General features: G+C 67.4%; 25 protein-coding genes and 1 tRNA gene. 6 read left to right on the forward strand and 20 right to left on the reverse strand.

Annotated features, from left to right (window positions below; all coding sequences use genetic code 11):
- Positions 1-2: 2 nt before the first annotated feature.
- Positions 3-851: a cellulose biosynthesis protein BcsN gene (bcsN, locus tag AB4Z10_RS22340; RefSeq protein WP_441472590.1), complete on the reverse strand. Its 849-nt coding sequence runs from the start codon at positions 849-851 to the stop codon at positions 3-5.
- A gap of 669 nt (positions 852-1,520) precedes the next feature.
- On the opposite strand from bcsN, the gene AB4Z10_RS22345 reads away from it, so the two are divergent.
- Positions 1,521-1,652 (forward strand): hypothetical protein, encoded by a 132-nt coding sequence (locus AB4Z10_RS22345; RefSeq protein WP_441472591.1) that lies wholly within the window; start codon positions 1,521-1,523, stop codon positions 1,650-1,652.
- Between the two features lie 84 nt (positions 1,653-1,736).
- Here AB4Z10_RS22345 and AB4Z10_RS22350 read toward each other — a convergent pair whose 3' ends face one another.
- Both AB4Z10_RS22350 and AB4Z10_RS22355 read right to left on the reverse strand, forming a co-directional pair.
- The gene (locus AB4Z10_RS22350) at positions 1,737-1,985 is read right to left on the reverse strand and encodes a DUF2934 domain-containing protein (RefSeq protein ID WP_441472592.1); all 249 of its coding nucleotides are present in this window, start codon (positions 1,983-1,985) and stop codon (positions 1,737-1,739) included.
- A gap of 143 nt (positions 1,986-2,128) precedes the next feature.
- A complete protein-coding gene (locus AB4Z10_RS22355) occupies positions 2,129-3,151 on the reverse strand; it encodes a bile acid:sodium symporter family protein (RefSeq protein ID WP_441472593.1) in 1,023 nt (340 codons plus the stop codon).
- A 97-nt stretch (positions 3,152-3,248) separates the two neighbouring features.
- On the opposite strand from AB4Z10_RS22355, the gene AB4Z10_RS22360 reads away from it, so the two are divergent.
- On the forward strand, positions 3,249-4,148 hold the full coding sequence (locus AB4Z10_RS22360; RefSeq protein WP_441472594.1) for a LysR family transcriptional regulator: 900 nt from the start codon (positions 3,249-3,251) through the stop codon (positions 4,146-4,148).
- A gap of 147 nt (positions 4,149-4,295) precedes the next feature.
- Here AB4Z10_RS22360 and AB4Z10_RS22365 read toward each other — a convergent pair whose 3' ends face one another.
- The 13 genes from AB4Z10_RS22365 to AB4Z10_RS22425 form a co-directional block, all read right to left on the reverse strand.
- Positions 4,296-6,248: a MacB family efflux pump subunit gene (locus AB4Z10_RS22365; RefSeq protein WP_441472595.1), complete on the reverse strand. Its 1,953-nt coding sequence runs from the start codon at positions 6,246-6,248 to the stop codon at positions 4,296-4,298.
- A gap of 2 nt (positions 6,249-6,250) precedes the next feature.
- The gene (locus AB4Z10_RS22370; protein WP_441472596.1) at positions 6,251-7,456 is read right to left on the reverse strand and encodes an efflux RND transporter periplasmic adaptor subunit; all 1,206 of its coding nucleotides are present in this window, start codon (positions 7,454-7,456) and stop codon (positions 6,251-6,253) included.
- The gene (locus AB4Z10_RS22375) at positions 7,453-8,937 is read right to left on the reverse strand and encodes an efflux transporter outer membrane subunit (RefSeq protein WP_441472597.1); all 1,485 of its coding nucleotides are present in this window, start codon (positions 8,935-8,937) and stop codon (positions 7,453-7,455) included. The genes AB4Z10_RS22370 and AB4Z10_RS22375 overlap by 4 nt, the downstream gene beginning before the upstream one ends.
- 86 nt (positions 8,938-9,023) lie before the next feature.
- Positions 9,024-10,457, reverse strand: a complete 1,434-nt coding sequence (locus AB4Z10_RS22380) for an NAD-dependent succinate-semialdehyde dehydrogenase (protein WP_441472598.1) — start codon at positions 10,455-10,457, stop codon at positions 9,024-9,026.
- A gap of 262 nt (positions 10,458-10,719) precedes the next feature.
- Complete coding sequence (locus AB4Z10_RS22385) at positions 10,720-11,538, reverse strand: aspartate dehydrogenase (protein WP_441472599.1); 819 nt, start codon at positions 11,536-11,538, stop codon at positions 10,720-10,722.
- Positions 11,535-12,659: an alpha/beta hydrolase gene (locus AB4Z10_RS22390; RefSeq protein ID WP_441472600.1), complete on the reverse strand. Its 1,125-nt coding sequence runs from the start codon at positions 12,657-12,659 to the stop codon at positions 11,535-11,537. The genes AB4Z10_RS22385 and AB4Z10_RS22390 overlap by 4 nt, the downstream gene beginning before the upstream one ends.
- A 153-nt stretch (positions 12,660-12,812) precedes the next feature.
- Positions 12,813-13,514 (reverse strand): ABC transporter ATP-binding protein, encoded by a 702-nt coding sequence (locus AB4Z10_RS22395; RefSeq protein WP_441472601.1) that lies wholly within the window; start codon positions 13,512-13,514, stop codon positions 12,813-12,815.
- Positions 13,514-14,281, reverse strand: a complete 768-nt coding sequence (locus AB4Z10_RS22400) for an ABC transporter ATP-binding protein (RefSeq protein WP_441472602.1) — start codon at positions 14,279-14,281, stop codon at positions 13,514-13,516. Before AB4Z10_RS22400 ends, AB4Z10_RS22395 begins: the two co-directional genes overlap by 1 nt.
- Positions 14,278-15,300 carry a branched-chain amino acid ABC transporter permease gene (locus tag AB4Z10_RS22405; protein ID WP_441472603.1) on the reverse strand — a complete coding sequence of 341 codons (1,023 nt, stop codon included), beginning with the start codon at positions 15,298-15,300 and terminating at the stop codon, positions 14,278-14,280. Before AB4Z10_RS22405 ends, AB4Z10_RS22400 begins: the two co-directional genes overlap by 4 nt.
- Positions 15,293-16,207: a branched-chain amino acid ABC transporter permease gene (locus AB4Z10_RS22410; protein WP_441472604.1), complete on the reverse strand. Its 915-nt coding sequence runs from the start codon at positions 16,205-16,207 to the stop codon at positions 15,293-15,295. Before AB4Z10_RS22410 ends, AB4Z10_RS22405 begins: the two co-directional genes overlap by 8 nt.
- Before the next feature lie 242 nt (positions 16,208-16,449).
- Positions 16,450-17,613 carry an ABC transporter substrate-binding protein gene (locus AB4Z10_RS22415; RefSeq protein WP_441472605.1) on the reverse strand — a complete coding sequence of 388 codons (1,164 nt, stop codon included), beginning with the start codon at positions 17,611-17,613 and terminating at the stop codon, positions 16,450-16,452.
- 183 nt (positions 17,614-17,796) lie between these two features.
- Entirely contained in the window at positions 17,797-18,348 is a 552-nt protein-coding gene (locus AB4Z10_RS22420) for a 3-hydroxyanthranilate 3,4-dioxygenase (RefSeq protein WP_441472606.1), read from the reverse strand.
- Positions 18,349-18,381: 33 nt separating this feature from the next.
- Positions 18,382-19,356, reverse strand: coding sequence for a dihydrodipicolinate synthase family protein (locus tag AB4Z10_RS22425; RefSeq protein WP_441472607.1), 975 nt, complete (start codon positions 19,354-19,356; stop codon positions 18,382-18,384).
- A 217-nt stretch (positions 19,357-19,573) separates the two neighbouring features.
- Between AB4Z10_RS22425 and AB4Z10_RS22430 the strand changes: the two genes are divergently transcribed.
- Positions 19,574-20,482 (forward strand): LysR family transcriptional regulator, encoded by a 909-nt coding sequence (locus AB4Z10_RS22430; protein WP_441472608.1) that lies wholly within the window; start codon positions 19,574-19,576, stop codon positions 20,480-20,482.
- Positions 20,483-20,564: 82 nt separating this feature from the next.
- Here the strand turns inward: AB4Z10_RS22430 and AB4Z10_RS22435 are convergent.
- Together AB4Z10_RS22435 and cpdR are read right to left on the reverse strand one after the other, a co-directional pair.
- Positions 20,565-20,639: transfer RNA gene (locus AB4Z10_RS22435), tRNA-Val, on the reverse strand.
- A gap of 121 nt (positions 20,640-20,760) precedes the next feature.
- Positions 20,761-21,120: a cell cycle two-component system response regulator CpdR gene (gene cpdR, locus AB4Z10_RS22440; protein ID WP_038363805.1), complete on the reverse strand. Its 360-nt coding sequence runs from the start codon at positions 21,118-21,120 to the stop codon at positions 20,761-20,763.
- 221 nt (positions 21,121-21,341) lie between these two features.
- Here cpdR and AB4Z10_RS22445 point away from each other — a divergent pair, with 221 nt between their 5' ends.
- Together AB4Z10_RS22445 and hisN are read left to right on the forward strand one after the other, a co-directional pair.
- Complete coding sequence (locus AB4Z10_RS22445; protein WP_441472609.1) at positions 21,342-22,262, forward strand: N-formylglutamate amidohydrolase; 921 nt, start codon at positions 21,342-21,344, stop codon at positions 22,260-22,262.
- 322 nt (positions 22,263-22,584) lie between these two features.
- Positions 22,585-23,367 carry a histidinol-phosphatase gene (gene hisN, locus AB4Z10_RS22450; RefSeq protein WP_441472610.1) on the forward strand — a complete coding sequence of 261 codons (783 nt, stop codon included), beginning with the start codon at positions 22,585-22,587 and terminating at the stop codon, positions 23,365-23,367.
- On the opposite strand, the gene AB4Z10_RS22455 is transcribed toward hisN, so the two are convergent.
- Positions 23,272-24,327 carry an alpha/beta hydrolase gene (locus tag AB4Z10_RS22455; protein ID WP_441472611.1) on the reverse strand — a complete coding sequence of 352 codons (1,056 nt, stop codon included), beginning with the start codon at positions 24,325-24,327 and terminating at the stop codon, positions 23,272-23,274. The genes hisN and AB4Z10_RS22455 overlap by 96 nt on opposite strands.
- Before the next feature lie 209 nt (positions 24,328-24,536).
- Here AB4Z10_RS22455 and AB4Z10_RS22460 point away from each other — a divergent pair, with 209 nt between their 5' ends.
- A complete protein-coding gene (locus AB4Z10_RS22460; protein WP_441472612.1) occupies positions 24,537-25,010 on the forward strand; it encodes an Hsp20 family protein in 474 nt (157 codons plus the stop codon).
- A gap of 217 nt (positions 25,011-25,227) precedes the next feature.
- On the opposite strand, the gene AB4Z10_RS22465 is transcribed toward AB4Z10_RS22460, so the two are convergent.
- A complete protein-coding gene (locus AB4Z10_RS22465; protein ID WP_441472613.1) occupies positions 25,228-26,187 on the reverse strand; it encodes a hypothetical protein in 960 nt (319 codons plus the stop codon).
- Between the last annotated feature and the right edge of the window lie 65 nt (positions 26,188-26,252).

A 26,252-nucleotide genomic window follows, 5' to 3' on the forward strand; every position in this document is an offset into this window, starting at 1 on the left:
GCTCAGGGCGCAGGAGGCGGTGGGACGGTCGGATATCCTTCGAGAGGCTTGTCCGGGATCGGCTCGGGGGCTTCCTGCACCCGGCGCTCGTTTCGCGGCGCCCGCACCGGGCGCGGCCGGGCGGCGGGCGCCTGCTCGAAGGCGTCGAGAGCCGAGGCCTGCGGCACCGGGTAGATCGGCGCTCCGGCCTTGCCGAGTTCCGGCGCAGGCGACGGCGCATCGACGATCGGGCCCCAGCCCGAACGCCGCAGCGAGGCGTTGATCGAATAGCTGTAGGCGAGGCGCAGCAGCCCCGCTTCCGTGGCGGCGGGGTCGCAGACCCTGATGCGGACCGAAATCACCCCCGATCTCGGCATGAAGAGGCTGTCGCCGCTCGCGATCCGCTGCCAGGCGTAGAGGCAGCCTTCGCCGCCCACCCCGCGCCCGAATGCATAGCCGAAGGGGCCGTATTTGTTCTGGACGAAGACGGCTGCGGGCGCCATGGCGATTCCCGGCAGGCGCTCTTCCATCTCCTGGGCGATGGAAAAATCGTCGATGCCCGGTTCCCGCAGCAGGTTGCCCTCGACGCCAAGCCTGTCGGGGAGATCGGTGAGCGTGAAGAAGGCGGCGTGGATGGCATTCTCGCCTGGCGTGCGGCCGCGCGTCGCCAGCGAAATGACCTGTGAGATGGCATTGTCGTAGTTGCGTTGGGTGATCCCGGTCACGGGAAGGCTGCCGGGTGGGGGTAATACCAGCGCCCGGCCGACATCGACCGTGATGGACCGCGACGCGATCAGCAGCTCCGAATCGGAGAGTTTCTGCTCGCCGCAGCCCGCGATCGCTATCGTCAGCCCCGCCGCCGCGAGGGACATCGCTACACACTTGAGGGGCGCACGACGTGGCGCGTGGTGCGCGGGCGAAAGCGGCCTCGCAACACTCATCGGCGTGCCCGTCGATGTCTGCTCGGCATCGTCATGGTCGAGACCATTGGTTAACACAGTTAACGCGCGGTTAACTGTGGCCGCACGGCTGCAAGCCGGCGATCAGCCTGGAACCCCCCTCTGCAATACAGATGATTCGCGGGCCCATTCCAACTGTGGATCGCTTTCGATGGCGGCGGTTGAAAGAACGCTCGCGAGTCGACTGATGAACACAGATCGGCTCGCCGCCGGCGAAGATGATTCGGGGTAGCTCGCCTTCCTCTTTCCGACGCAGGGGAAAGCCGTGCCCGGCGTTGCGCTGCTGCGGCCGAATCAACACGAAAACACCTGTGGAGAACAGAGATGTCCGGCTAAGCGAATCCTGGAAGCGGCGGGATATCGCCACCACATCCTGCCACAGGCCCGAACGGGCTTGCGCCGCCACTCCGGTCGCGGCAACAATGGCTGATGATCAGGATATCGATAGCTGCAAGCGTGGTCGCCATCCTCGTGGCGGGCTGCGTGTCATCCCAGCCCCGTGGGGTTCCGGCTGCTTCGGCTGGCTCTGCCAAGCGGATCGTCCGCGACAGCGCACAGCTCATCCTTCCGGATGGCACGCGGGTGAACCCGGACTCGAGCGGCGGCTTCGAGCTGCCCAATGGCGACTACGTCAAACGCGATCCCGGCGGTGCGCTCATTCTGCCGACTGGCGCGCGCTGCCTGCCGGATCAGGGCGGCTATCTCTGCCCCTGATCGCGACAGCCTCTTTCCGGGCCGATCAGCCGGCCCGGTCGTGCAAGGAGGCATTGGCTGATCTCGACGGGCAGCCGCGCCGTCTCAGGTGGTCTGCCGCCGCGAGGTCTTTTCGGCCGAAGCTTGCCGCCTTGACGGCGTGTCGGCGGCCTGTTGGCCTGCCGGCCACGAAACCCCGTCATCCTCGAGCACGTGGTTGTGGCTGCGATAGGCCCATATCTCCTTGGCCGCGTCCCAGTGCTCGCGGTCGCGACCTTCCGGCTGGCCGTCCCTGATCCACAAGTCGTAGGCGATCTTCCGGATTTCGTGCTGGGATTTCTCGTCCTGCTGCATGTCTCGCCTCCATGATGGCTCCCCGATGCGCATTGGGGAATCCTGGCTTCGGAGCGGGCAACGGCTCAGCCGTGCAGGGGATCAACGACGCTCAGTACGCGCTGTTCCCTTGCTGGGTCGAAAGATCTCGCGGGAAGCGGCACTCAGGCCTTCGCGGCAGCAAGCGTCGGCTCGCCGGGTGTGTTCGCCTCCGGTTTTGCCGGGCGGCGCGCATAGCGCTGCGCCAGCACGGCGCAGGCGAATAGCTGAGCCTGGTGGAACAACATCAGCGGTAGCACGATCAGGCCGAGCGCCTGGCCGGGGAAAAGAATGTTCGCCATGGGGATGCCGCTCGCCATGCTCTTCTTCGAGCCGCAGAAGACGATGGCGATCTCGTCCTCCTTGGAGAAACCGAGACGGCGGCTGGCGAAGGTCGTGATCGTCAGCACGGCGGCGAGCAGGACGATGTCGATGATGATGACGAGGCCGAGGTCGGCGAGCGTGACCTGGGACCAGATGCCGGCGACCATGCCCTCGCTGAAGGCGGCGTAGACGACGAGCAGGATCGAGCCGCGGTCGACGATGGAGATCGGCGCCTTGTGGCGCTGCAGGAACGGCCCGACCCAGCGGCGCAGCAACTGGCCGACAATGAAGGGCAGGAGGATCTGCAGCGCGATGCTCTCGACTGCCTTCGTGCTGAAGCCGCTGCCATGCGAGTCGAGCAGCGCGACGACGAGCAGCGGGGTCAGCACGATGCCGAAGAGGTTGGAGACCGAGGCGCTGCACAGCGCCGCCGCGACATTCCCGCGTGCGATCGAGGTGAAGGCAATCGACGACTGCACGGTCGAGGGCAGGATGCAGACGAAGATCAGCCCCGCGACTAGCTCCGAGGGCAACCAGCCGCCGAAGACGCGCGTCAGCAGGAGGCCGAGAAGCGGGAAAAGCACATAGGTGCTGGCGAAGACCAGCGATTGCAGGCGCCAGTGCAGCAGGCCTTCCCAAACCGCCAGCGGCGACAGCCGCGCGCCGTAGAGGAAGAACAGCAAGGCGACCGCCACCGAAACGGCGTCATTGGCGACTTCCGCGCCGACGCCGCGTGCCGGCAGCACGGCAGCGACCGCGACCGTCGCCATGAGCGCGATGAGATAGGGGTCGATGCCGAAGCGGGCGAGCGTGCGGCGGATCATCTGCGGTCCTTCCGATGCGATGCCATCTTGTAATCCCTTTCGGGCTCATTTTGATCCGGACTGGACATGATATCGCTCATCATGGATCGTGATTGGCATGGAACTGGACAAGAAGCCGCTCGATCCCGTCCTCCTGCAGAGCTTCCTCAAGGTCTGCGAGACGCTGAGCTTCACCGAAGCCGCGCGCCAGCTCGGCCTGCGCCAATCGTCGGTCAGCCAGCACGTCGCGCGGCTGGAGAAGCGTGTCGGGCGACGCTTGCTGGAGCGCGACACGCATGAGGTGCGCCCGACACCGGACGGCGACGCCATCCTGCCCTTCGCGCGGGAGGCGCTCGACGCTGGTCGTCGGATCGAGCGCTATCTCGAGGGTTCGACCCTGCGTGGGCGGCTCAGGCTCGGGGTCTCGGAGGATTTCGCCTACACGGCGCTGCCGGACATCCTGGCCGAGTTCGCGATGCAGCATCACGCGGTCGACCTGGAACTGACGGTYGGGCTCAGCGGCCTGCTCTACGAGCAGTATGATGCCGGCGATCTCGACCTGATCTTCGCCAAGCGCCGCAAGGGGGACGAGCGCGGCGAGGTCGCCTGGCAGGAGCGGCTTGTCTGGGTCGGGCGCCCGGGAGCGCGGCTGGCGGAACAGCGGGAGGTGCCGCTCGTGCTCTATCCGCCGCCGAGCATCACGCGCGTCCATGCGATCGAGACGCTGGAGCAGGCGGGACGACCCTGGCGCGTCGCCTGCACCAGCGGCAGCCTTGCCGGATTGCGTGCCGCGACGGTGGCGGGGCTTGGTATCACCGCCCATTCGGCCCGGTTGATTCCGTCCGGCCTCGCCGAGGTCGAGCCGCGCGAGGCGCTGCCCAAGCTAGGGACGATCGAGTTCGTCGTCATCGGCGGGCAGTCGCATCAGGAGGCGGCACGGGCGCTCTCTGCCAGCATCCTGTCCGGCACGAGCCGCCTGCTGCCGGAGATTCCGGCGCGGCGCGGGCGGAAGGCCTAGGGCAGCTTTTGATCTGGCTGAGCCGTCGGTCCGTCATTGCGAAGAGCGTCAGCGACGAAGCAATCCAGGGGGACGTGGGGCCCTGCCGCCCTGGATTGCTTCGCTTGGCTCGCAATGACGGGGGCTCCCGTCCAAAAATCAGCGTGATCAGTCTCGCGCCAGCGCCACCACCGGGTCGAGGCTCGCGGCGTTGCGGGCCGGCAGGAAGCCGAAGGTCAGGCCGATCAGCGTCGAGCAGGCAATGGCGGCTGCGAAAGCCTCGCCCGAATAGATGAAGCTGACCTGCGAGCCAGAAGCCTCGAAGGCGAAGCCGATGGCGAGCGCCATCCCGATGCCGAGCGCGCCGCCGATGAAGCAGACGAGCGAGGCCTCGATCAGGAATTGCTGTAGAATGTCGCTGCGACGGGCGCCGACCGCCATGCGCAGGCCGATCTCGCTGGTGCGCTCGATCACCGAGACCAGCATGATGTTCATCACGCCGATGCCACCGACGAGAAGCGAGATCACCGCGATCGAGGAGATCATCAGCGTCATCGTCGCGGTGGCGCTGGTGATGGTGTTACGGATCTCGTCCTGGTTCAGGATGAAGAAGTCCTTGGCCCGATGGCGATGGGTCAGCAGCTCGGTCACGGCTTCCTGCGCCGCGGCCATCGGCGTCTCGTCGTCGACGCGCAGCGTGATGCTGCGCAGCGAGAGATCGCCGAGGAAGCGGCCCTGCACGGTGGTATAGGGCAGGAAGACCTGCGGGTTCTGGCTGCCGCCGAAGCCGCCCTGCTGCTGGCGGATCACGCCGACGATGCGGCAGGGCACCGAACCGACCAGGATCACCGTGCCGATCGGGTTCGCCTGCCCCTGCGGGAAGAGCACGCCCAGCGCGTTCTCGTCGATCACGACGTCCTGCGCCAGCGTGCGGACATCGGAGGCGTCGAAGAACGAGCCGCGTGTCAGCACGCTGCCGCGCACGTCGAAATAGCGCTCGCTGACGCCGTTGACCTGCGCCGTCGCCTCGACATTGCCGAAGCGGATCGTCGCGCTCGTCGTCACCGTCGGCGTCACGCTCGCCGCATAGGGCTGGCCGGCCAGGACCTGCGCGTCGAGCACGGTCAGCGTCTTCACCCGGCCCGAGCGCAGATCGCCGAAGCCGGTGCCGGGAAAGATCTCGAGCGTGTTGGTGCCGAGGCCGGAGATGTTCTGCAGCACGTTGCGCTTGGCGCCCTCGCCGAGCGCAACGACGCTGACCACGGCGGCGATGCCGATGACGATGCCGAGCATGGTCAAGGTGGTGCGCAGCTTGTGGGCGGCCATGGCGCGGACCGCCATGCCGAACGCCTCCCTCAGCCGGCCGGAGGCGGCGCGCAGCCGTCCTGCCGGCGGCGGAACGGGTGAGGGCGGGGGCACCTTTTCCGAGCGCGGCGCGGTGCGCCGGTCGGCGACAATCCTGCCATCGCTGAGCTCGATGATGCGATGGGCGCGGTTCGCGACATTCATGTCGTGGGTGACCAGAATGACGGTGTGGCCTTCGCGGTTGAGCTCCTCGATCAGCGCGAGCATTTCCTCGCCGCTCTTGCGGTCGAGCGCGCCGGTCGGCTCGTCGGCGAGGAGGACGCGGGCGCCGTTCATCAGGGCGCGTGCGACGGAGACGCGCTGCTGCTGACCGCCGGAAAGCTCGGACGGCCGGTGCGTCTTGCGGCTGCCGAGGCCGAGCCGGTCCAGCAGCATCGTGGCGCGGCTCTCGCGCGGTGCCGGCGGAATGCCGGCATAGATCGCGGGGACCTCGACATTGGCGAGCGCCGTCAGCTCGGAGAGCAGGTGATAGCGCTGAAAGACGAAGCCGAAATATTCGCGCCGGAGCCGGGCGAGTTCGTCCGGGTCCAGGTCGCGCGTCGGGCGGCCGTCGATCTCGTAGCTGCCGCCGGTCGGCCGGTCGAGGCAGCCGATGATGTTCATCAGGGTCGACTTGCCGGAACCGGACTGGCCGACGATCGCGACCATCTCGCCGGCCTCGATCACGAGATCGGCCCCGTCGAGCGCGGCAACGGTCGCCTCGCCCGTGCCGAAATCGCGTCGGACACCCGCCAGACGGATGAGCGGCACGCCCACGGTCAGAAACCGAACGGAGAGCGGGACCGGCGCGTCGGTCGGGTCGCGTCCGCGCCGCCGCCGCTGCGGGTGGTGACGACGCGCTCGCCTGCCTTCAGGCCCGAGGTGATCTCGGCGACGATCTTGTTGTCGAGACCGACCGTGACCTTGCGCTGCTCCACCTTGCCGTCGTCGCCGAGCACCTCGACGGAGGCATTGGGGCCGCGGCGGCGGATCGCGGTCGAGGGCACGGTGACGACGTTCTGGGCGCGGCCGACGATCACCGTGACCTGCGCGGTCATCGAGGTCAGCAGGCGGCCGTCGGGATTCGGCACCTCGAACCAGGCGTTGTAGTAGACCGCGCTGGTGCTGGAGGCCGAGGAGCTGCTGCTCGTGGTGGCCGAGCTGGTCATGTTCTGCGTCTTCAGCGTGTCGGGTGCGGGCTCGACGAAGGAGATCTTGCCGGGGAAACGTTGTTCGGGCGCGCCGAGCACGCTGAAATAGACCTCCTGCCCGGTCTTCACCCGGAGCACGTCCGCTTCCGAGATCTTGGCCTTGACCGTCATGGTCGAGACGTCGCCGAGCACGACGATGGTCGGGGCCGACTGGACGGCATTCACCGTCTGGCCTTCCTGCGCGACCACGGCGAGTACGGTGCCGGCGCTGGGCGCGGTGATGCGGGTGTAGCCGAGAGTGGCGCGGGCGGTCTCGACCTTGACCTGGCTCGACATGATCTGGGCATCGAGTGCCTCGATCTGCGCCTGCGTGGTCGAGACGGTCATCTGCGCATTCTCGTAGGCGTCGCGCGATACGGCGTTCTGGCCGACCATCTGCTTCTGGCGGGCGAGGACGGCCTCGGCATAGGCGAGGCTGGCGAGGCGCTCGGCGCGCTGGGCCTTGAGCGCCGCGAGATCGGCTTCGGCCGAACGCAGCGCATTCTGCTGGGTGATGCTGTCGATCTCGGCGATGAGATCGCCCGCTTTCACGTTGTCGCCGAGCCTGGCCTTGAGCGAAATCACGCGGCCGGTGGTCTGCGCGCCGACGCTGACCTGCCGGACCGGCTCGAGCGCGCCGGAGGCGAGCACGGCTTCCTCGACATTGCCGATCGTCGCTTCGACGCTCGGCAAGCTGACGGTCTCCGCCGGCGCAGGTTGCCGCGCCTGCCAGAGATAGTAGCCGCCGACAGCCGCGACGATCAGCGTGGGGAGAAGGAGGCGGCGCAGCCTCATGGTTGCGGCTCCTCTATGGGAACGAGGCGCAGGCGCGGCCCGGTCTCGCCGTCGATCACCGCCGGCGCCGAGACCTCGACGGGCCTGAGCCAGCCGCCGCCGAGCGCCTTGTTGAGAGCGATGAACTGTGTCGCGAGCGTGACCCGGCTCTGAATCAGCGCCTCCTCGGCGCCGAACTGCGTGCGCTGCGCCTCGAGCACGTCGAGGAAGCTCGCATTGCCGGAGGTGTAGAGCGCGCGCGAGAGCTGCGCGGCCTGGGTCGAGGCCTGCGCGGCTTCCGAGAGACTTCCGAGCCTGATCCGCTCCTGCCGCAAGCCCACCAGGCTGTCCTCGACGTCCTGCAGCGCGGTCAGCACCGTCAGCCTGAACGCCGCGTCATTTCTGTCACGCTGGGCTCTGGCCGCATCGACGGCCGCCGCCAGCTCGCCGCCGTTGAAGATCGGCACGCTGAGGCTGGGCCCGATCGACCAGCCGATCGCGCTGTTCTTGGCAAGGTCGCCGAGCTTGAGCGCTGCGGTCGAGATGGTGCCGGTCAGCGAGACCGAGGGATAGCGGTTGGCCTCCGCCTGGCCGATCCGCGCCGTCGCCTGGGCGAGCAGGCGCTCGGCCGAGCGAACGTCGGGGCGGCGGCGCAGGACGTCGGCGGGGATGCCGGTGCGCGGCGGGGCGGGTGTCGCGGGGACTGCGGCTGCGCGCGCAAAATAGGGCGCTGTCGCTGCCGGCGGGCGGCCAATTAACACGGCGAGACGATGTTGGTTCTGGGCGAGCGCGGTTTCGAGCAAGGGGATCTGCGATTCCGTGCTTGCGGCCTGCGCGGTGGCGCGGGCGGTGTCGATGGCAGAGATATCGCCGGCGCGGAAGCGGGTGCGGGTCAGCGCCTCCGTCTCGCGCTGCGTCCTTGCCGTGCTGCGGGCCAGCGCGATGCGCGCCTGCAGGCCGCGTGCCTCGACATAGGTCGACGCGACATCGCCGATCAGCGTCAGCATCGCTGCGTCGAGATCGTCGAAGGCTGCGTCCGTGCCATAGGTCGCGGCCTCGACGGCGCGGCTCTGCGCGCCGAAGAGGTCGATCTCCCAGGAGGCATCGAAGCCGGCGCGGAAGCCGTTGCGCGTTACGCCGGCCACACGCGAGCGCGTGGCCGAGGCGTTGCCGTCGACTTGCGGAAAGAGCGCGCCGACCGCCTGCTCGCGCGTGGCGCGGGCTTCGCGGATGCGGGCCTTGGCCTGGGCAACGTCGAGATTGCCGGCAATGGCCTGCTCGACCAGCGCATTTAGCGTCGGATCGCGCAGGGTGCGCCACCATTCGCTCGGCTTCGCCGCCTTCGGCCCGCCATTCGCCGCGCTCCAGCGTTGTGGCAGCTCGAGTGCGGGCGGCGTGTAGTCCGGCCCCACGGCACAGGCACCGAGAGCCAGCGCCAGTATCAACGGTGCAGCGGAGCGAATCATTGCGGCCAGAATGACGGGAAAACCCGAGGCCGCCACCCATTCACCCCGCCCATGCGCAATATTTCGTCCCTATGGCAATCCTGCCCACAGGGTTGCCGTTTGGGCCGCCCGCAGCATCGCGGCTAGATGACGATGCGGTGCGACAATGTCTTGACCGTCATGTAGTGGGCCAACCCCTCGGCGCCGCCCTCGCGGCCATAGCCGCTGTCCTTGACGCCGCCGAAGGGCACCTCGGCGACGGAGGCCTCCAGTGTGTTGATCGAGACATTGCCGGCCTCGATGCCGTCCGCGAGCTGGTCGGCCCGCGCCGCTGAGTGCGTGAAGCCGTAGGCAGCGAGGCCGAAGGGCAGGGAATTGGCCTTCTCGATGGCTTCCTCGACCGTGCGGACGGGGTTGATGATCGCCATCGGACCGAAGGGTTCCTCGCGCATGGCGCGGGCGTCGTCCGGCAATTCGGTGAGGACGGTGGGCGGGAAGAAATAGCCGCGATTGCCGAGGCGCTCTCCGCCCGTCAGCACGCGCCCGCCACGGGCCCGCGCATCGGCGGCCAATGCTTCCAGCGCCTCGATGCGGCGATGATTGGCGACGGGGCCCATCTCGGTCCCCGCGTCGAGGCCGTTGCCGACCGCCACGGCCTTGGCCTTTTCGACGAAAGCCTTGGTGAAGCGCTCGTAGATGTCCTGCTGCACGAAGAAGCGGGTCGGCGAGGTGCAGACCTGTCCGGCGTTGCGGACCTTGCGGGTGGCGGAGAGATGAGCTGCGGCGACGGGATCGACATCGTCGCAGACGATGACCGGGGCGTGGCCGCCGAGTTCCATCAGGACCGGCGTCATATGCCGCGCCGCCAGCTCGGACAGGTGCTTTCCGACGGCCGTCGAGCCGGTGAAGGCGACGAGGCGCGTCTGTGCCTGCGGGATGAGATAGCTCGAGATTTTGGCGGGCACGCCGAAGACGAGATTGAACACGCCGGGGGGGACGCCGGCATCATGCAGGGCACGCGCGATATGGAGGGCGCCGGCGGGGGTTTCCTCGGCGGCCTTGATGATGATCGAGCAGCCGGCCGCGAGCGCGCCCGCGATCTTGCGGCAGGGCTGGCTCATCGGGAAGTTCCAGGGCGAGAAGGCCGCGACCGTCCCGACCGGCTGGTGGATCACGACATATCGGATGCCGGGTTCGCTGGGCACGACGCGGCCATAGGCGCGCTGGCCCTCCGCCGCGTCCCACTCGAAGAACTCGCAGCCTCTGACCACTTCGAGCCGCGCCTGCGCCAGCGGCTTGCCGTGCTCCAGCGTGATCGAATGGGCGATCTCCTCGACGCGCTCGCGCATCAGCGCTGCGGCCTTGAGCATGATCTCGCCGCGGATGCGCGGGGCCATGCGGCTCCAGACCTTGAAGCCCTCGGCGGCGGCGGCAAGCGCATCGTCGAGATCGGCCTGCGAGGCGAGCGGCACCGCGCCGATGACGCTTTCGTCGGCCGGGTTGAGCACGGGCTGCTCCTCCGCCGTCTTCCGCCAGGCGCCGCCGATATAGAGCTTGAGATCGGGATAGGTCGTCATGGAAGCCTCGGCTGGCGATGCGTTCAGCGGTCTCTGCGCGGCGGTTCCGCCGGCTTCAGAAGGACCATAGGTGGCGGGTCATTCTGTGATCCAGTCGGCTAAATCAGATAAATTCAGATCGATCTGATTATGAATGGTGCGCGCTTGCTAGCGAGCGTCATTCTCGGGCGAAGCGCAGCGCAGACCCGAGAATCTCATGACGAGAAGCCGCTGGTTTCCGAGATGCCCGGGTCAAGCCCGGGCATGACGTGTAGGGGGTCGTTCAGCGCACCAGCGTCCGCACACGGTTCTCGATCAACCTCACAAGCCCGAGCGCCGTCATCTCCGAGGATTTCGGGTTCGTGGCGAGCGGGCGGTTCTCGATGGCGATGTCGAGCTTGCCGAAGGCGCCGCGCGCGCTGAGCTGGTGGCCGTTGCCGCCGGCTGCGGGGTCGGCGACGAGCTCGACGCGGGTGCGGTCGAGCCCGATGCCGGCGAGCGCCGAGATCACCGCGACATTGGCGTTCTGCGGGAAGCGTGAGGCGGCCTCGCGAGCCGTACCGGAGAAGAACGTGGTCGCCTCGGCCAGTGTATCGAGCGCTGTGAGACTCTCGGCGGCAGTCCCACGCCAGGCGGACGGCGGCTTGACGATGCGATGGACGACCTCGTCGAGCGGCAGGAGCGAGGCGGCGGCGATGCCGTCGATGCCGGCGAGCGCGCCGGGCGGGATCAGGATCTGGCTGCCATGGCTTTCAGCCGCGGCGACGAGCCGGTCGAGCAGGGCGGTGTCGCAGAAGGCGCTGGTCGAGGCGACCGCGAAGGCCGGCGCGTGTCCGAGCGCCGCCTCGCCCCAGATGCCGACCGCCTCGCGCCCGGCGGCTTCGACGACGAGATCGAGGTCGAGCCCGGCCAGTTCATCGGGTGCCGTGATCAGCGTCGCGCCGGCCGGGATGTCGCTGGCTGCAATGGCGTTGCGGACGCCGATGGCGACGATGGCGATATCGGCGCTGGCCCGTTCCGAGAGCAGTTCCGCGACACGGCGGTTGATGGCGCCCCAGCCGATCAGGGCGAGGCGCAGCGGCCTGGCGGGATGCTTGGTCATGAGCCTTCAGCCGTTCGCAAGGCGAGATCGAGCAGGGCGCCCCCGTTCAGCCCTTCCAGCATGCTGAAATGATGGCCGGGGCAGATCAGCGGAGCCGGCGCCTGCCATGTCGCAGCGAGCGCGGTGGATTGCGCCTTGAAGGCGTCGCTCTCGCCTTCGCCGACCGCGAAAGCGAGCCGTGTCGATTGCGGTCGGGGCTGGACAATCGGGCTGAGCCGGGTCGCACGTGCCGCATCGTCGAGGCCGAGCAGGCGACCGAGCGGCAGGTGGCCGAGCGGCTTCAGGTCGTAGAGGCCGGAGAGCAGCAGTGCCGAGGCGATGGGCGGTGCGTCCTGGGCGAGGAGCGCCATCGCCGCCAGGTGCCCGCCGGCGGAATGGCCGGAGATGTGCAGGCTGCTGGCATCGAGGCCGAGCGCATCTGCTTCATCGACGAGAAAGTTCAGCGCGGCCACGCTCTGGGCGATGCTCGCTTCCAGCGGGTTATCCGGTGCCAGCCCGTAATTCGGCATGGCGACGGCATAGCCGGCGTCAAGCAGCCCTTGCGCGAACTGGGCGTGCTGGACCTTGTCGGAAGCCTGCCAGTAGCCGCCATGGATGAAGACGAAGATCGGCGCGCGTCCGGCGCCTGCCGGGCGGTAGAGGTCGAGCGTCTCGAAGCGGCCGGGACCATAGGCGAGATCGAAGCCAGCATGGCGGGCGCGGAAGGCCTCGCCGTCGCGGCTCCATTGGCGGAACAGCGCCTTCATGTCGGCCTGCAGGCGCGGGCTGTATTGCCCGCCGAGATCGCGCAAGCTGTAGCCCTCGACGAGCGCGTCGGGCAGCGGCTGCGCGGCGGCATGCCGGGCGCGGATGGTCAGCCCGGCTTCTGCCTTCCGCTGCAGGCGGATCGGCGGGCGAAAGCCAGCGAAGACCTCGCGATATGCCAATTCGATGGTGTGGCGGGACAGGTGGAAGGCTTCCGGCTGGTCCGTCTCCCACATCATCTCTTTGAGATGATGTGGGCCGCAACCGGCCGCGACGAGCCCGGCGAGGATATCGCTCAGCGCATCGCGCAGGGCCTCGACCGGGTCGGTCTCCGCGCTGTGCGCGACGATCTCGTGAAGGTCGTTTTCGGAACTCATTCAAAAATCCCCTGAGCCCTCATCCTGAGGAGCCATTCTCTTGGGAATGGCGTCTCGAAGGATGGTCCAGGAGCCTGCGGCGACATCTGGAGCATCCTTCGAGACGCCGCTGCGCGGCTCCTCAGGATGAGGGCTGCCTGCTTCGAACCGGCGTCAGACGCCGACATAGCGATGCACCAGTTCCGCATTGGCCGCGAGGTCGGTGCTCGTGCCCGACCAGACCGTGCGGCCCTTCTCGATGATGTAATGCCGGTCGGCGATGCGCTTGAGCACATTGATGTTCTTGTCGATCAGCAGGATCGACTGGCCCTGCGCCTTCAGGGCCTCGATGCAGCCCCAGATCTCGGCGCGGATCACGGGCGCGAGGCCTTCCGTCGCTTCGTCGAGGATCAGGAGCTTCGGGTTGGTCATCAGCGCGCGTCCGACCGCGAGCATCTGCTGCTCGCCGCCCGAGAGCGTGCGGGCCGATTGGCCGGCGCGCTCCTGCAATCGGGGGAACAGGGCATAGACCCGCTCCAGCGTCCAGGGCGAGGAGCGCTTCAGCCGGTTCGAGGCGGTAGCGACGAGGTTCTCGCGCACGCTCAGCGTTGGGAAGACCTGCCGGCCCTCCGGCACGAGGCCGATGCCGCAGCGGGCGATTTTCTCCGGCGCGATGCCTTGCACGGCCCGCCCCTCGAAGCGGATGTCGCCGCCCTTCGGCGCGAGCAGCCCCATGATCGAGCGGATCGTCGTGGTCTTGCCCATGCCGTTGCGGCCGAGCAGCGTCACGACCTCGCCCTCGGCGATATCGAGCGCGACATCGAACAGCACCTGGCTCCGGCCATAGGCCGATTGCAGGTTGCGCACGCTCAGCATCAGGCGTCTCCCTCGCCGAGATAGGCGGTGCGCACCTCCGGATTGTCGCGGATCTCATCTGCCGTGCCGGTGGCGATGACGCGGCCATAGACGAGCACGGAGATGCGGTCGGCCAGCGCGAAGACGGCATCCATGTCGTGCTCGACCAGCAGCATGGTGACGCGGCCCTTCAAGGCGGAGAGCATCGCGACCATCTGTTCGCTCTCTGCATGGCCTAGTCCCGCCATCGGCTCGTCGAGCAGCAGAAGGCGCGGCTCGCAGGCGAGCGCGATCGCGAATTCCAATTGCTTCTGCTCGCCATGGGAGATATCGGCGACCTTGACCTCGGCGCGGTGGCTCAGGCCTGCGGTCGCGAGGTACTGCCGCGCGCGGCTGCGCAGGGTTTCGTCGCGCCTGGCATTGCCGAAGAAGCGAAAGCTGTGGCCCTCATGCGCCTGCACGGCGAGCGCGACATTGTCGAGCATCGTGAAATCCGGCAGCAGCTGGTTGATCTGGAAGGTGCGGGCGAGGCCGCGCTCGACGCGCTGCGGCGTCGACAGGGCGCCGATCTCGTCGCCGGACAGCCTGATCGCGCCCTCGTCATGTGTCAGTTCGCCGAAGAGCTGGGTCAACAGCGTGGTCTTGCCGGCGCCGTTGGGGCCGATCAGCGCATGGATCTCGCCGTCGCGGACATCGAGATCGACGCCGTCGGTCGCAATGAGCCCCCCGAAGCGCTTGCGCAGGCCGCGAACGGAAAGGAGCGGTTGCGTCGTGGCGAGTTCGGTCATGTCGCGCTCCTGCCGAGGCCGAGGCGTGAGAGCAGCCCGTTGAGGCCGCCCTGCGTGAAAAGCACGACGAGGAGCAGGATCGGCCCGAGCACAAGCTGCCAATGCTCGGTCCAGCCGGTCAGTACCGTCTCGAGGATGACGAGCGCGGCGGCGCCCAAGAGCGGGCCGAGCAAGGTGCCGACGCCGCCGAGGATGACCATGATCATCAGCTCGCCCGACTTGGTCCAGTGCAGCATGTCCGGGCTGACGAAGCGCAGGTAGTTCGCCATCAGCGCGCCCGCGAGCCCGGCGCCCATGCCGGAGATGACGAAGGCGGCCAGCTTGTAGCGATAGGGCGCGATGCCGATCGCCGCCATGCGCCGCTCGTTCTGGCGGATGCCGGCCAGCACCATGCCGAAGCGCGAGCCGACGATGCGCCAGAGCACGAGGAAGACCAGCGCGGCGATGGCCAAACAGATGAAATAGAAGGTGACGTCGTCGCGGGTGTTGAGGTCGAACAGCGCGTTGCGGCGGCGGATCGTCATGCCGTCATCGCCGCCATAGGCCTTGAGCGAGACGAAGAGGAAGAACAGCATCTGCGCGAAGGCGAGCGTGATCATGATGAACTGCACGCCGGCCGTGCGCAGCGAGAGCGCGCCGATGATGCAGGCGAAGAGGCCGGCGGCGAGGATCGCGGCCGGCAGTGTGATCAGGAGCTGGTCCGTGCCGGGGATGAAGCCGAGGAACAGGGCGTTGTCGGCGAAGGCCCGGTAGAGGATGCCGACCGCATAGCCGCCGATGCCGAAGAACGCGGCGTGGCCGAACGAGACCATCCCGCCGAAGCCGAGCGCGAGGTTCAGGCTGGCGGCGGCGATGGCGTAGATCAGGACGCGTGTCGCCAAGGGCACCAGAGCGGGCTGGCCGATCGCCTTGACGAGGAAGGGCAGAGCGATCAGCGCGACGGCGAGCGCCAGCAGGGCGATGGTGCGGCCCAGCGCGGGCGTCGCGGCATCGGTGCGGATGATGGCGTTCTCAGACATGGGCGGGGAACAGTCCCTTGGGCCGCACCAGCAGCACGATCGCCATCAACAGGTAGATGCCCATCGAGGCGAGGCCGGCGCCGAGCGCATCGGCCTCGGACCCCGTCATGACATGGCGCAGCAGGCCGGGCGCAAAGGCGCGCAGCGAGGTGTCGACGAGGCCGACGATCAGGGCGCCGAAGAAGGCGCCGCGGATCGAGCCGACGCCGCCGATCACCACCACGACGAAGGTCATGATCAGGATCTGCTCGCCCATGCCGACCTGCACGGCGAGGATCGGCCCTGCCATCAGGCCGGCAAGGCCGGCGAGCAGGGCGCCGAGACCGAAGACGGCGGTGTAGAGCAGGCGGATATCGACGCCGAGCGCGCGGACCATCTCGCGATGGGTGGCGCCGGCGCGCACGAGCATGCCGATGCGCGTGCGGTTGATCAGGAGGTAGAGGCCGAGCGCGACGAGCAGGCCGACCGCGATGATGGCGAGGCGGTAGACGGGATAGGTCAGGCCGGGCAGCAGCTGCACCGAGCCGTTCAGCGCTGATGGTACCGAGACGAAGAGCGGCTGGCGCCCGAACAGGATCGTCACGCTCTGGTTGAAGATCAGAATCAGCGCGAAGGTCGCCAGCACCTGGTCGAGATGGTCCCGCGCATAGAGCCTTCGCAGCACCACCACCTCCATCACCATGCCCACGATAGCGGCGGCGGCGAGCCCCGCGATCACCGCGAGCAGGAAGGAGCCGGTCTGCGCGGCCGCGAAGGCGGCGGCATAGGCGCCGACCATGTAGAGCGAGCCATGGGCGAGATTGATTACGCCCATGATGCCGAAGATCAGCGTCAGCCCTGCCGCGAGCAGGAACAGCATCACGCCGAACTGCAGGCCATTGAGCAATTGTTCGAGAACGAGCGTCATTGTGACTGAAGCCGGAATCCTCTGGGGCGGATCGAAACGCTGCCATCACTTCGGAGCTTCGCGTCGGCGAAGAACCAGAAGCCCATGACGGCCGGCGTCATTCCAGTTTCGTCATGCTCGCCCTTGTGGCGAGCATCCACGTCTTGAACACCGGTCTCGATGACGGAAGACGTGGATGGTCGGGACAAGCCCGACCATGACGGGAGCGTAGCGCGCTTAACTGCGAACGGATGCAAGCCGGCTTAGAGCTTGCAGTCCTTGGCGTAGACGTCGCTGTGGTTGCTCAGCACCTTGCCGGTCGTCTTCAACACCGGCGTGCCGTCGGCGGCCTTCTCGACCTTGAGCGAGTACCAATCCTGCACCGGGTGCTGGTTCGGGCCGAACTTGAACGACCCACGCACCGACTGGAAATCCGCCTTGGCGAGCGCCTTGCGCAGCGCGGGCACATCGGCCTTGCCGCCGGTCGCCTTCAGGGCGGAGGCGATGGCGAGCGCGGTGTCGTAACCCTGGCTGGCGTAGTAGGTCGGCACCCGGTTGTAGGCCTTGGTCCAGGCCTCCACGAACTTCTTGTTGGCGGCGTTGTCGAAGTCCGTGTTCCAGTGCGCGGTGACGCTGAGGCCGAGCGCGGCGTCGCCGACGGCCTTCAACGTGGTGGCGTCGAGCGAGGGCTCGGCGAGCACCATCGGCACCTTTCCGAGCAGGCCGGCCTGCTGGTACTGGCGCAGGAAGGCGATGCCGAGGCCGCCCGGATGGAACTGGAAGACGACGTCGGGATTGGCGGAGCGGATCTGCGCCATCTCGGGGGCGAAGTCGGTCTGGTCGAGGCGGGTATAGACCTCGCCGACGACATCGCCCTTGAACAGGCGCTTGAAGCCGGTGAGCGCGTCCTTGCCGGCCTGGTAGTTCGGGGCGAGGATGAAGGCCTTCTTGTAGCCGAGATTGGTGGCGTATTGCCCGGCGCTCTCGTGCAGGCTGTCGTTCTGCCAGGCGACGACGAAGTAGTTCTCGTTGCACTCCTTGCCGGCGAAGTTGGACGGCGCGGCGTTGGGGCTGACATAGAGCGCGCCGGAATCGACGATATCCGGCACGGTGGCGCCGGCGACGTTCGAGAAGACGATGCCGGTCATGATCTTGATGCCGTCGGTCTTCAGCATCTTCTCGGCGATCTGCTTGCCCTGGCCGGGCTTGAGCGCGTCATCCTCGACGACGAGCTCGACCGGCACGCCGCCGAGCTTGCCGCCCTCCATGTCGATGGCGAGCTTGAAGGCGTCGCGGATGTCCTGGCCGAGATAGCCGCCGGGACCCGAAAGCGTGGTGATCATGCCGATCTTGACCGGCTGCTGGGCAAGTGCGGTGGACGCCGCCAGCGTGGCAGCGATGCCGAAGAGCAATCCGCGCAGTTTCATCATGGACTCCAGTCGTTCCGTTCTGCCTCTGAGATGGTTCGACGCGGCGTTTCTGCGCCGCCGCGCTTTATGCGTGTTCTCGTGCACCATCACCGCGCCCCAGTCGGGGCGCAAGGCGCTGCCGCCCGTTATCCAAGCACGGACTCCTCTGGGAGAGGGAGCCCGCCTTTCGGTGCGGCACTCTTAGAGCGCGACCCAGCCGGCCGGCGGCTTGCGGCCGGGATGGAGTGCGCCGCAATGCTTGCAGGTGCGCGCCTTCTCGTCGGAGAAGAAGGCTTCGTAGAGCGGCGGCAGGTCCTTCACGAGGTCCTTCACCTTGAGTTCGATGCGGTGCACGAGGCCCTGGCACTCGAAGCAGTACCATTCGAAGCCGTCGACCTGGTCGGGGCTACGGGCCGGCTCAACCACAAGACCGATCGAGCCTTCCTGCGGGCGCTGCGGCGAGTGGCGCACATGCGGCGGCAGCAGGAAGACGTCGCCCTCGCGGATCGTCACGTCGTAGTGCTTCCCGTTATCGACCAGCTTCAGCATCATGTCGCCCTTGAGCTGGTAGAAGAACTCTTCCACCGGGTCGTCATGGTAGTCAGCGCGCTGGTTTGGGCCGCCGACGACCATCACGGTCATCTGGCCGTCGTCGAACACCTTCTTGTTGCCGACCGGCGGCTTGAGCAGGTGCTCATGCTCTTCGATCCATTTCTTGAAGTTGAAGGCCTTGAGCCGTCCTTCGGTCGCCATGGTTCCCACTCCCGTCCTCGTTCGTGATGTCTATCAGCCAGCCTTCGCGAGTTGGGCCTTGCCCAGGCCGCAACTCTCGAAGGCGGCGCGCGTCGCGGCCTTCTCGGCCTCGGTCAGCTCCAGCATCGGTGGCCTGACGCGCCCGCCGACCTGGCCGAGCAGTTCCTGCCAGTACTTCTGGTGGGCGTGCGGCTTCTCGGCCGGCCGCGTGCCGCGCAGCGCCTCGCGCACCGGGTTCAGGCTGTCGCGGATCGCGCGGGCCTTCTCGGCCTCGCCGCGGAAGGCGAGGTCGGTGTAGTCGCGCATGCGCCGGTCGTTCGCCGTCTGGATCAGGTAGGGCGGAGAGGAACAGAGATAGAGCTGCCAGCCGAGCTCGAGGATGTTGTCGAGCCATTCCTCCTCGGACGCCGTGCTGACCAGGATGCGGTCGCCGGCGAGCCGCGTGAGCTCTGCATACATCGGCCGCGGCACGCTGTACTTGATCGCGACGACGTTCTCGATGTCGGCGAGCCGGTTGCAGAGCCGCGGGCTCATCAGATAGCCCGAATCCGGGTGGCTCCAGAGTGCGATGCCGATATCGACCTTCTCGGCGATGGTCCGGTAGTACTCGTAGACCGTCTCGTCCTGCGCCTTGAAGAAGTGCAGGATTGGGGCGTGGACGACGATGTAATCGGCGCCGACCTTCTGGGCATGCTTCGCCAGATCGATGACGACATCCATGTTCTGGTCGGAGCAGGACATGATCGTCTGGCCGCGCCCCGCACTGGCCTCGACCGCCAGCTCGAAGCTGCGCTTGCGCTCCTCGATCGACATCGAGAAGAACTCGCCCTGCTTGCCGGCGATGAACAGCCCGTCGATTTTGAGATCGTCGAGCCAGTGGCGGATGTTCTGGCGGAAGCTGTCCTCATCGATCGCGAGCGTGTCGGTGAAGGGGGTGAGCGCGGCCGCCCAGATGCCCTTCATATGGGCGCGGGCATAGGCCTTGGCGTCCTTCTTGGCGTATTTCATGAAGCCTAACCCTCGCATTCCCGCACGGTCCGGCAGCTGGTCTGCGATAGCGAGGACTGGCCTTGACCGCCGATCCGCTCTGCCGCCTTCCACATCCCTGCCAGGCGTCGCCCCGCATCCGTGGGGCGATGAGGAATGATGGCATGACGGGCGGGGTATACGGCAACTCGTAACATTCGTATGAATTCGGAAGCTGTCCTTATAAATCGGAAAACCCATGGCGATCACGCTGCGCCAGATCCAGGCCTTCCTCGCAGTGACCGAGCAGGGCACCTTCACCAAGGCGGCCGAGCGGCTGCACATGGCACAGCCGGCGCTCTCGCAATTGGTGCGAGAGCTGGAGCGCGAGCTCGGCATCCGGGTGCTCGACCGGACGACGCGGCGCGTCGAACTGACCGAGGGCGGGCGCGAGTTCCACGGCGCGGCGCTGAAGGTCGTGCAGGACCTCGACACGGCGGTGCAGAACGCCAACGGGCTGGCGGAGCGCCGTCGCGGGCGCATCGTGGTGGCGGTGCCACCGCTGCTTGCGACCGTGATCATGCCTCCGACCATCGCGGCGCTGCGCGAGAAGCATCCCGGCCTCCAGGTCGCGATCATCGATGCGCGCAACGACCTCGTCGTCGAAGCCGTCCGCTTCGGCCGGGCCGATTGCGGGGTCGGCACCTTCTCGGCGCTGGAGGACAATATCGAGCGCACGCCGCTCGCCCGGGACAGCCTGATGCTGTTCTGCGGGCGCGACAGCCGATTCGCCGGACAGGAGAGCGTGCTCTGGCGCGACCTGGCCGAGGAGCAACTGATCACGCTCACGCGCGACAGCGGTATCCGCCTGCTGGTCGAGGTCGGCTACGAGAGTGCCGAGATCACGCTGCGGCCGGCCTATGAGGTGGCGCAGATCACCACCGCCCTGGCGCTGGTCGAGGCCGGGCTCGGCATTGCGGTGCTGCCGACCTATGCGCGGGCCGTCGCGCCGGCGGGCGTGGTTGCTCGCCCTCTGGCGGAACCTTCGATCGCACGCGACATCGTCATGATCCGGCCGAGCGGGCGTTCGGTCTCGCCGGCGCTCGCGGCCTTTGAGACGCTGCTGCGACGCTTCGTGCGCCAGCTTGCGCCGAGCGAGGCGGATTGAGCGCCACCCGCTGCAAGCGGCGAAAAGCAAAAAGGCCGCCCGGTGAGGCGGCCTTTCGTCCCTGTATCACAAGGGCATCAAATGGTGGGCGCGACAGGGATCGAACCTGTGACCCCTACGATGTCAACGTAGTGCTCTCCCGCTGAGCTACGCGCCCGTCGCCGCCAGAAGCGGCTTCCGGTAGCGTGTCCGGGCCGTGTTGGCCGCGATCACGCTGCGAGGTGAGGGGGCTATAGCGGCTCGCCTCGCAGCTTGCAAGGCGTTTGCCGCATAAATTCTCAAGCCGCCAACAGCTTCTCAACTTCGTTGACGAGCTCGCGCAGATGGAAGGGCTTGGAGAGCACCTTCGCATCCTTCGGCGTCTGCGAATCGGGGTTGAGCGCGACGGCGGCGAAGCCGGTGATGAACATCACCTTGATGTCGGGATCGAGCTCGGTGGCGCGGCGCGCCAGCTCGATTCCGTCCATCTCCGGCATGACGATGTCGGTCAAAAGCAGCTCGAACGGCTCCTCGCGGAGTCGATTATAGGCCGACAGGCCGTTGTCGAAGGAAGCGACGTCGTAGCCCGCATTCTGCAGGGCTTTGACCAGGAAGCGACGCATGTCGTTGTCGTCTTCCGCGAGCAGTATCTTCGTCATGGGCCTGTTGTGTCCGTCCCTGAGGCCTGTGTTTCGATGCGTCTGGCGCCGGTGCCACCGCCGGGCCTGGAACGGCTGGGTACTCACCCGTCCACGCAGTTGGAACCATGCGCTTCTATAAGGCAGTATCATGGTAAACAACGGGTGAATCCCATCGTGGATTTCCACGGTTTCACAACGTCGCTTCAACCGGCCGGGTTTGTGTGCTTCAGTTACAGGGCATGAGCGCGTTCTCCGCCCCGTTTCCGCCAGGTCCCGACGATGTCGTCGCCGAGATCGAGCGGCCCTTCAGCCTGTATCAGCCGGCTCTTCAGGTCGTGCCGGTCGTGGTCGATGTGCCGCATGCGGGAAGGCGCTATCCGCGTGGCTTCGTCGATGCGGCGCGGCTGCCTCTGCGCAGCCTGAGGCGCTCGGAGGATGCTTTCGTCGACCGCCTGTTCGGACAGAGCGTCGCGCTGGGCGCGCCGCTGCTGGTGGCGGAGTTTCCCCGCGCCTATCTCGACGTGAACCGCGAGCCTTATGAGCTCGATCCGCGCATGTTCGAGGGCCGGGTGCCGCCCTTCGCCAATACCCGCTCGATGCGGGTCGCAGGCGGGCTCGGCACCATTCCCCGAATCGTCGGCGACGCGCAGGAGATCTATTTCGGGCGAATCCCGATCTCGGAGGGGCTCGCCCGGATCGACGGCCTCTATCGGCCCTACCATGCCGGCTTGCGCGGGCTCGTCCAGCGTACCCAAGGGGTGTTCGGCACCTGCATCCTGGTCGACGCGCATTCGATGCCGTCCGCAGGGCTCGACCGGGACGGGCTGTCGAAGTCCGATATCATCCTGGGCGATCGCTTCGGCACCAGCGCTGGCGGCTACATCACTGACATTGCCGAGCAGGCCTTCACCCGGCTCGGCTTCAGCGTCACCCGCAACCGGCCTTATGCCGGTGGATTCATCACCGAGCACTACGGTGCGCCAGCCTCCGGGGTCCACGCCCTGCAGATCGAGGTCAACCGGGCGCTCTACATGAACGAGGCCACGCTGGAGCCGCATGCGGGCTTTGTCGCGATCGAGCAGGCGATCGCCAGCGCGATGGCGGATTGCTTCGCGCGCTGGAGCGGTTGGCTCGACGATTGGCGCGAGGCGGCCGAATAGGCGGTAAAGCCGGAGGTGGCCGCGCCGAGACAGCGACGCCGGACAAGAAAAAAGGGCCGCACACTGATGTGGCGGCCCAAGTCTAGGGAGGAAACGCCCAAGGAGGGCAACGAAGGTTTGAGGTCATCTCCCCTTCGCAGTGCACAATATGAGAGTGCGCTGCAAAACGCAAGCGAAATTACGCAACTCGCAGGGGTCATGCGCATTGCGCATGACGGGGGCGGTTTTTGCCGGTGTTTTTGCGATTCTTGTCACCTATGCGAGTTTGTGGCCCGGTGCCTTACGAGATTGATGCTGCGGAGCAGCAAAGGGGAGAGCTTTCATGAGCGCAGTCGATTTCGGCGCTTTCGTCGCGGATCTGGCCACCCAGTCGGGGCGGGCGATCCTGCCGTTCTTCCGGGCGCATCATCAGACCGAGGACAAGTCGCAGGGCGGCGTGTTCGATCCGGTGACCGAGGCCGACCGCGCGGGCGAATCGGTGATGCGCAACATGATCAAGGGGCAGTTTCCGGCCCATGGCGTGCTCGGCGAGGAATTCGGCAGCGAAAACACCGAGGCCGACTATGTCTGGGTCCTCGATCCGATCGACGGCACGCGCGCCTTCATCTCCGGCATCCCGGTCTGGGGCACGCTGATCGGCCTGACGCGCAAGGGCGTGCCGGTCTACGGCATGATGCACCAGCCCTTCTCCGGCGAGCGCTATTCCGGCGACGGGCGCGAGGCGCGCTATGAGGGGCCGGGCGGGCCGCGGAAGCTGCGTACGCGGCCGGTCACCGATCTCGCCGCCGCGACGCTGATGACGACTTCCCCGGGGCTGTTCGAGGGCGAGGAGTCAAAGGCTTTCGGCCGCGTCGAGAAGCAGGTTCGGCTCTCGCGCTATGGCTGCGACTGCTACGCCTATTGCATGCTGGCGGCCGGCCATGTCGATCTCGTCATCGAGAGCGGCCTCAAGCCCTATGACATCGTCGCGTTGATCCCGATCATCGAGGGAGCCGGCGGTATCGTGACTTCATGGGACGGCGGCAGCGCTGCCGGCGGGGGGCGAATCCTCGCTGCCGGCAACAAGGCGCTGCATGAGGCTGCTCTCGCGCGACTCGCCGGCTGAGGCGGACGCGGCCTGACCCTCGCCGGGAATGAAGGCATCGAAGGCGGCCCAGAACTGGGCGCGGATCGCGTCGTTCTCCATCAGGATCTCGTGTCGCGCCGTCGTTAGCACCAGCGCGGAGCCGGTCTTGAGACGTGCGGCGAAGCGTTCGATCGCCGGCGTCGAGACCACCGGGTCCTGTCCGGCGGCGATGATCAGTGTCGGCACCTTCACCTCCAGCGCGGCGGACGGGGCGCCGAGGCGTGCCATCAGGCGAAAGGCCGTCCTGACCCAGGCGATGGTCGGGTCGCCGATGCTGAGATGGCGAGCCTCGGAAGAGAGCGCGCTGTTGCGGGCGTAGCGGACGGCGTCGCTCGTCAGCCGGTTGCCTTCGAAGGGTTTCGTCGCGATGGCCGTGTCGCCGCCGCCCGGGACGAAGGCGCGGCCGAAGCCGAGCCAATAGAGCAGGCTGGCCAGGCGGCTGGCCCTGGCCGGGTGCGCGATCATGGTGAGGCCGAGCATCGGGGCAAGCGCCACCATGCGCGACACCGGCAGGGCGTCATGGCGGGCGGCGTCGAGGCAGAGTGCCGCGCCCATCGAATGAGCGAGGACGAAATAGGGCGGCGGAAACTTCGCCTGCATTTCCGCCATCACAAGGGCGAGATCGGCTTCGTAATGCTTGAGGCGGCCGACATGGCCCTTGCGCTCGCGCCGGACGAAGCGCTGCGAGCCGCCCTGGCCGCGCCAGTCGAAGGTCAGCACATGGAAGCCGCGTCGGCGCAGTTCGGCGGCGGTTTCGCTGTAGCGCTCGATGAATTCGGCGCGGCCTTGCACGAGCACGACGGTGCCGCGCGCCGGCTTCACCGTCGGGCGCCAGCTCGCGAAGCGCAGGGAGGCGCCGTCGCGCGTCGCTGCGTGCCAGACCTTGCCATGGCCCGGCACGGGATAGCCGGGATGGGCAAAAAGAACGGCCTCGGCCATCGGCTCACTCCGGATCGCGACCGCATGCCCCCGCCGGTCGCCGAACTGCTTTCGGGCTTCGTTTATGCCCGTTGGCGGGGGCTCTTGAAAAGCGCGAAAGCCATCCCAGATCATGGATGCGCAGGCCGGAACCGGGTGCGCAAACCGAAACAGGCCCGTGCTCAGGCGAGGCGGGCTGACCAAACTGTCGCTTCTTCGGAGGACATATCATGCGTCAATTCGATCTTTCCCCGCTCTATCGCTCGACCGTCGGCTTCGACCGCCTCTTCTCTCTCCTCGATCAGGCGACGAGCAACGACGCCGCGCCGGGCTATCCCCCCTACAATATCGAGCGAACCGCCGAGAACGGCTACCGCATCACGATTGCGGTTGCGGGTTTCGGCGAGGCTGACCTCTCCATCGAGGCCAAGGAAAATGCCTTGACCGTCAAGGGCGAGAAGCAGATTGCCGGCAGCGCCGAGAAGCGCGAAGTCCTGCATCAGGGCATCGCCGCCCGCGCCTTCGAGCGCCGCTTCCAGCTCGCCGACTATGTGCAGGTGACCGGAGCCAGCCTCGAGAACGGCCTGCTCCATATCGATCTCGTGCGCGAGATTCCCGAGGCCAAGAAGCCGCGCCAGATTCCGATTGCCGCCGCTTCTGCCAAGGTTCTCGAAGCCAAGATCGAGACCGCCAAGGCGGCGTAACGCGAAAGGCCCTACGGGCTGACGAGAAAGGCTCCCGGAAACGGGAGCCTTTTTTGTTGGTGCGCTGAGCAAGGCGACAACGACACGTCGTCATTTCCCGGCGGAGCGAAGCGCAGACCCGGAAACCATCGTAGAACTTCGGCGCCCTCCAATGGATTCCGGACCGGCGCCGCTATGGCGGCTTGTCCGGAATGACGCCCCCTCGGGGGAGCTATCCTCAGTTCATCGGGGCGACCGGAGCGATCGGCGTCTCCGGCTTGGGCGTGGACGGCGATGGATCAATCTGCTGCACGGGCGGGATCAACGGCGTTTGGTTTGCGGGCGCTGCGGTCGACAGCGGCGGCTTGCGTTCCGCCGCGTCCGTCCCGCGCACATCGCCCGGGTTGACGAGCTTGGGCTTGTCGGCGCCGGTCTCCGGGTTGGTCGCGCCCGGTGAAGGCTCTGCCGGCTTCGCCGGCTGCGGCGGAGTGATGGTCGCAGGCGCGCTGGCCTCGGCGGGCGCTCTCTCCGCGGGCTTCGCAGGCTCCGGCGCAGGCGGTGCGGCGGGCGAGGGGGGCGAGGCCGTGGCAGGAGCGCTGGCCTCGACCGGAGCGGCCTCGGCGGGCTTGGCAGGTTCGGGTGCGGCCGGCGCCGCCGGTGATGGGGGAACGGACGTCGCGGGCGCGCTGGCTTCTGCCGGCGGCTGCAGCTCGGCCGGCCGTTCGGGGGGCTGGGGCACGAGGCGCGGGCGCGGTGCCTGCCCCTGATGCGGGTCGATGCGAGCGACATCCGGCGCGGGCACGCCCTGTCCGCGCAGCGGGATGCGGCGGATCAGATCGCCGGCATAAGCATCGAGGATCAGGCGCAGGCGCTGGCCGCCAGCCGTGACGCCATCGACGATATAGGTGTCGTCGCGGCGGATCGAGCGGTCGATCCTGACGAGGCCGTAGTCGCGGGCCGCTATGCGGTTGACCGCATAAGGCGAGACCGGCGCCGGTGTGCGCGGGACCAACGCCGGCGGGCGGGGTGCGTAACGGTAGTCATAGCGATAGCCGTAGCCATAGGCGGGATACGGGGCGTACCCGTCGTCATAATAGTAATACTGGGCTCCGGCGGTTCCCGCCGTGCCGGCCAGGGCGCTGGCCACGACCAGGCCCATCAGCGCGATGCGCCCCGGTGCGGTCGAACGATTTGCCATGCCACCTTCCTTAACGACTGCTTTCGTGGCGGGCAGTCTTGTTAGGGAATGCGGCAGGCATGGGG

This window comes from Allobosea sp. RAF48 (genome assembly GCF_052114025.1).
Lineage (GTDB): Bacteria > Pseudomonadota > Alphaproteobacteria > Rhizobiales > Beijerinckiaceae > Allobosea.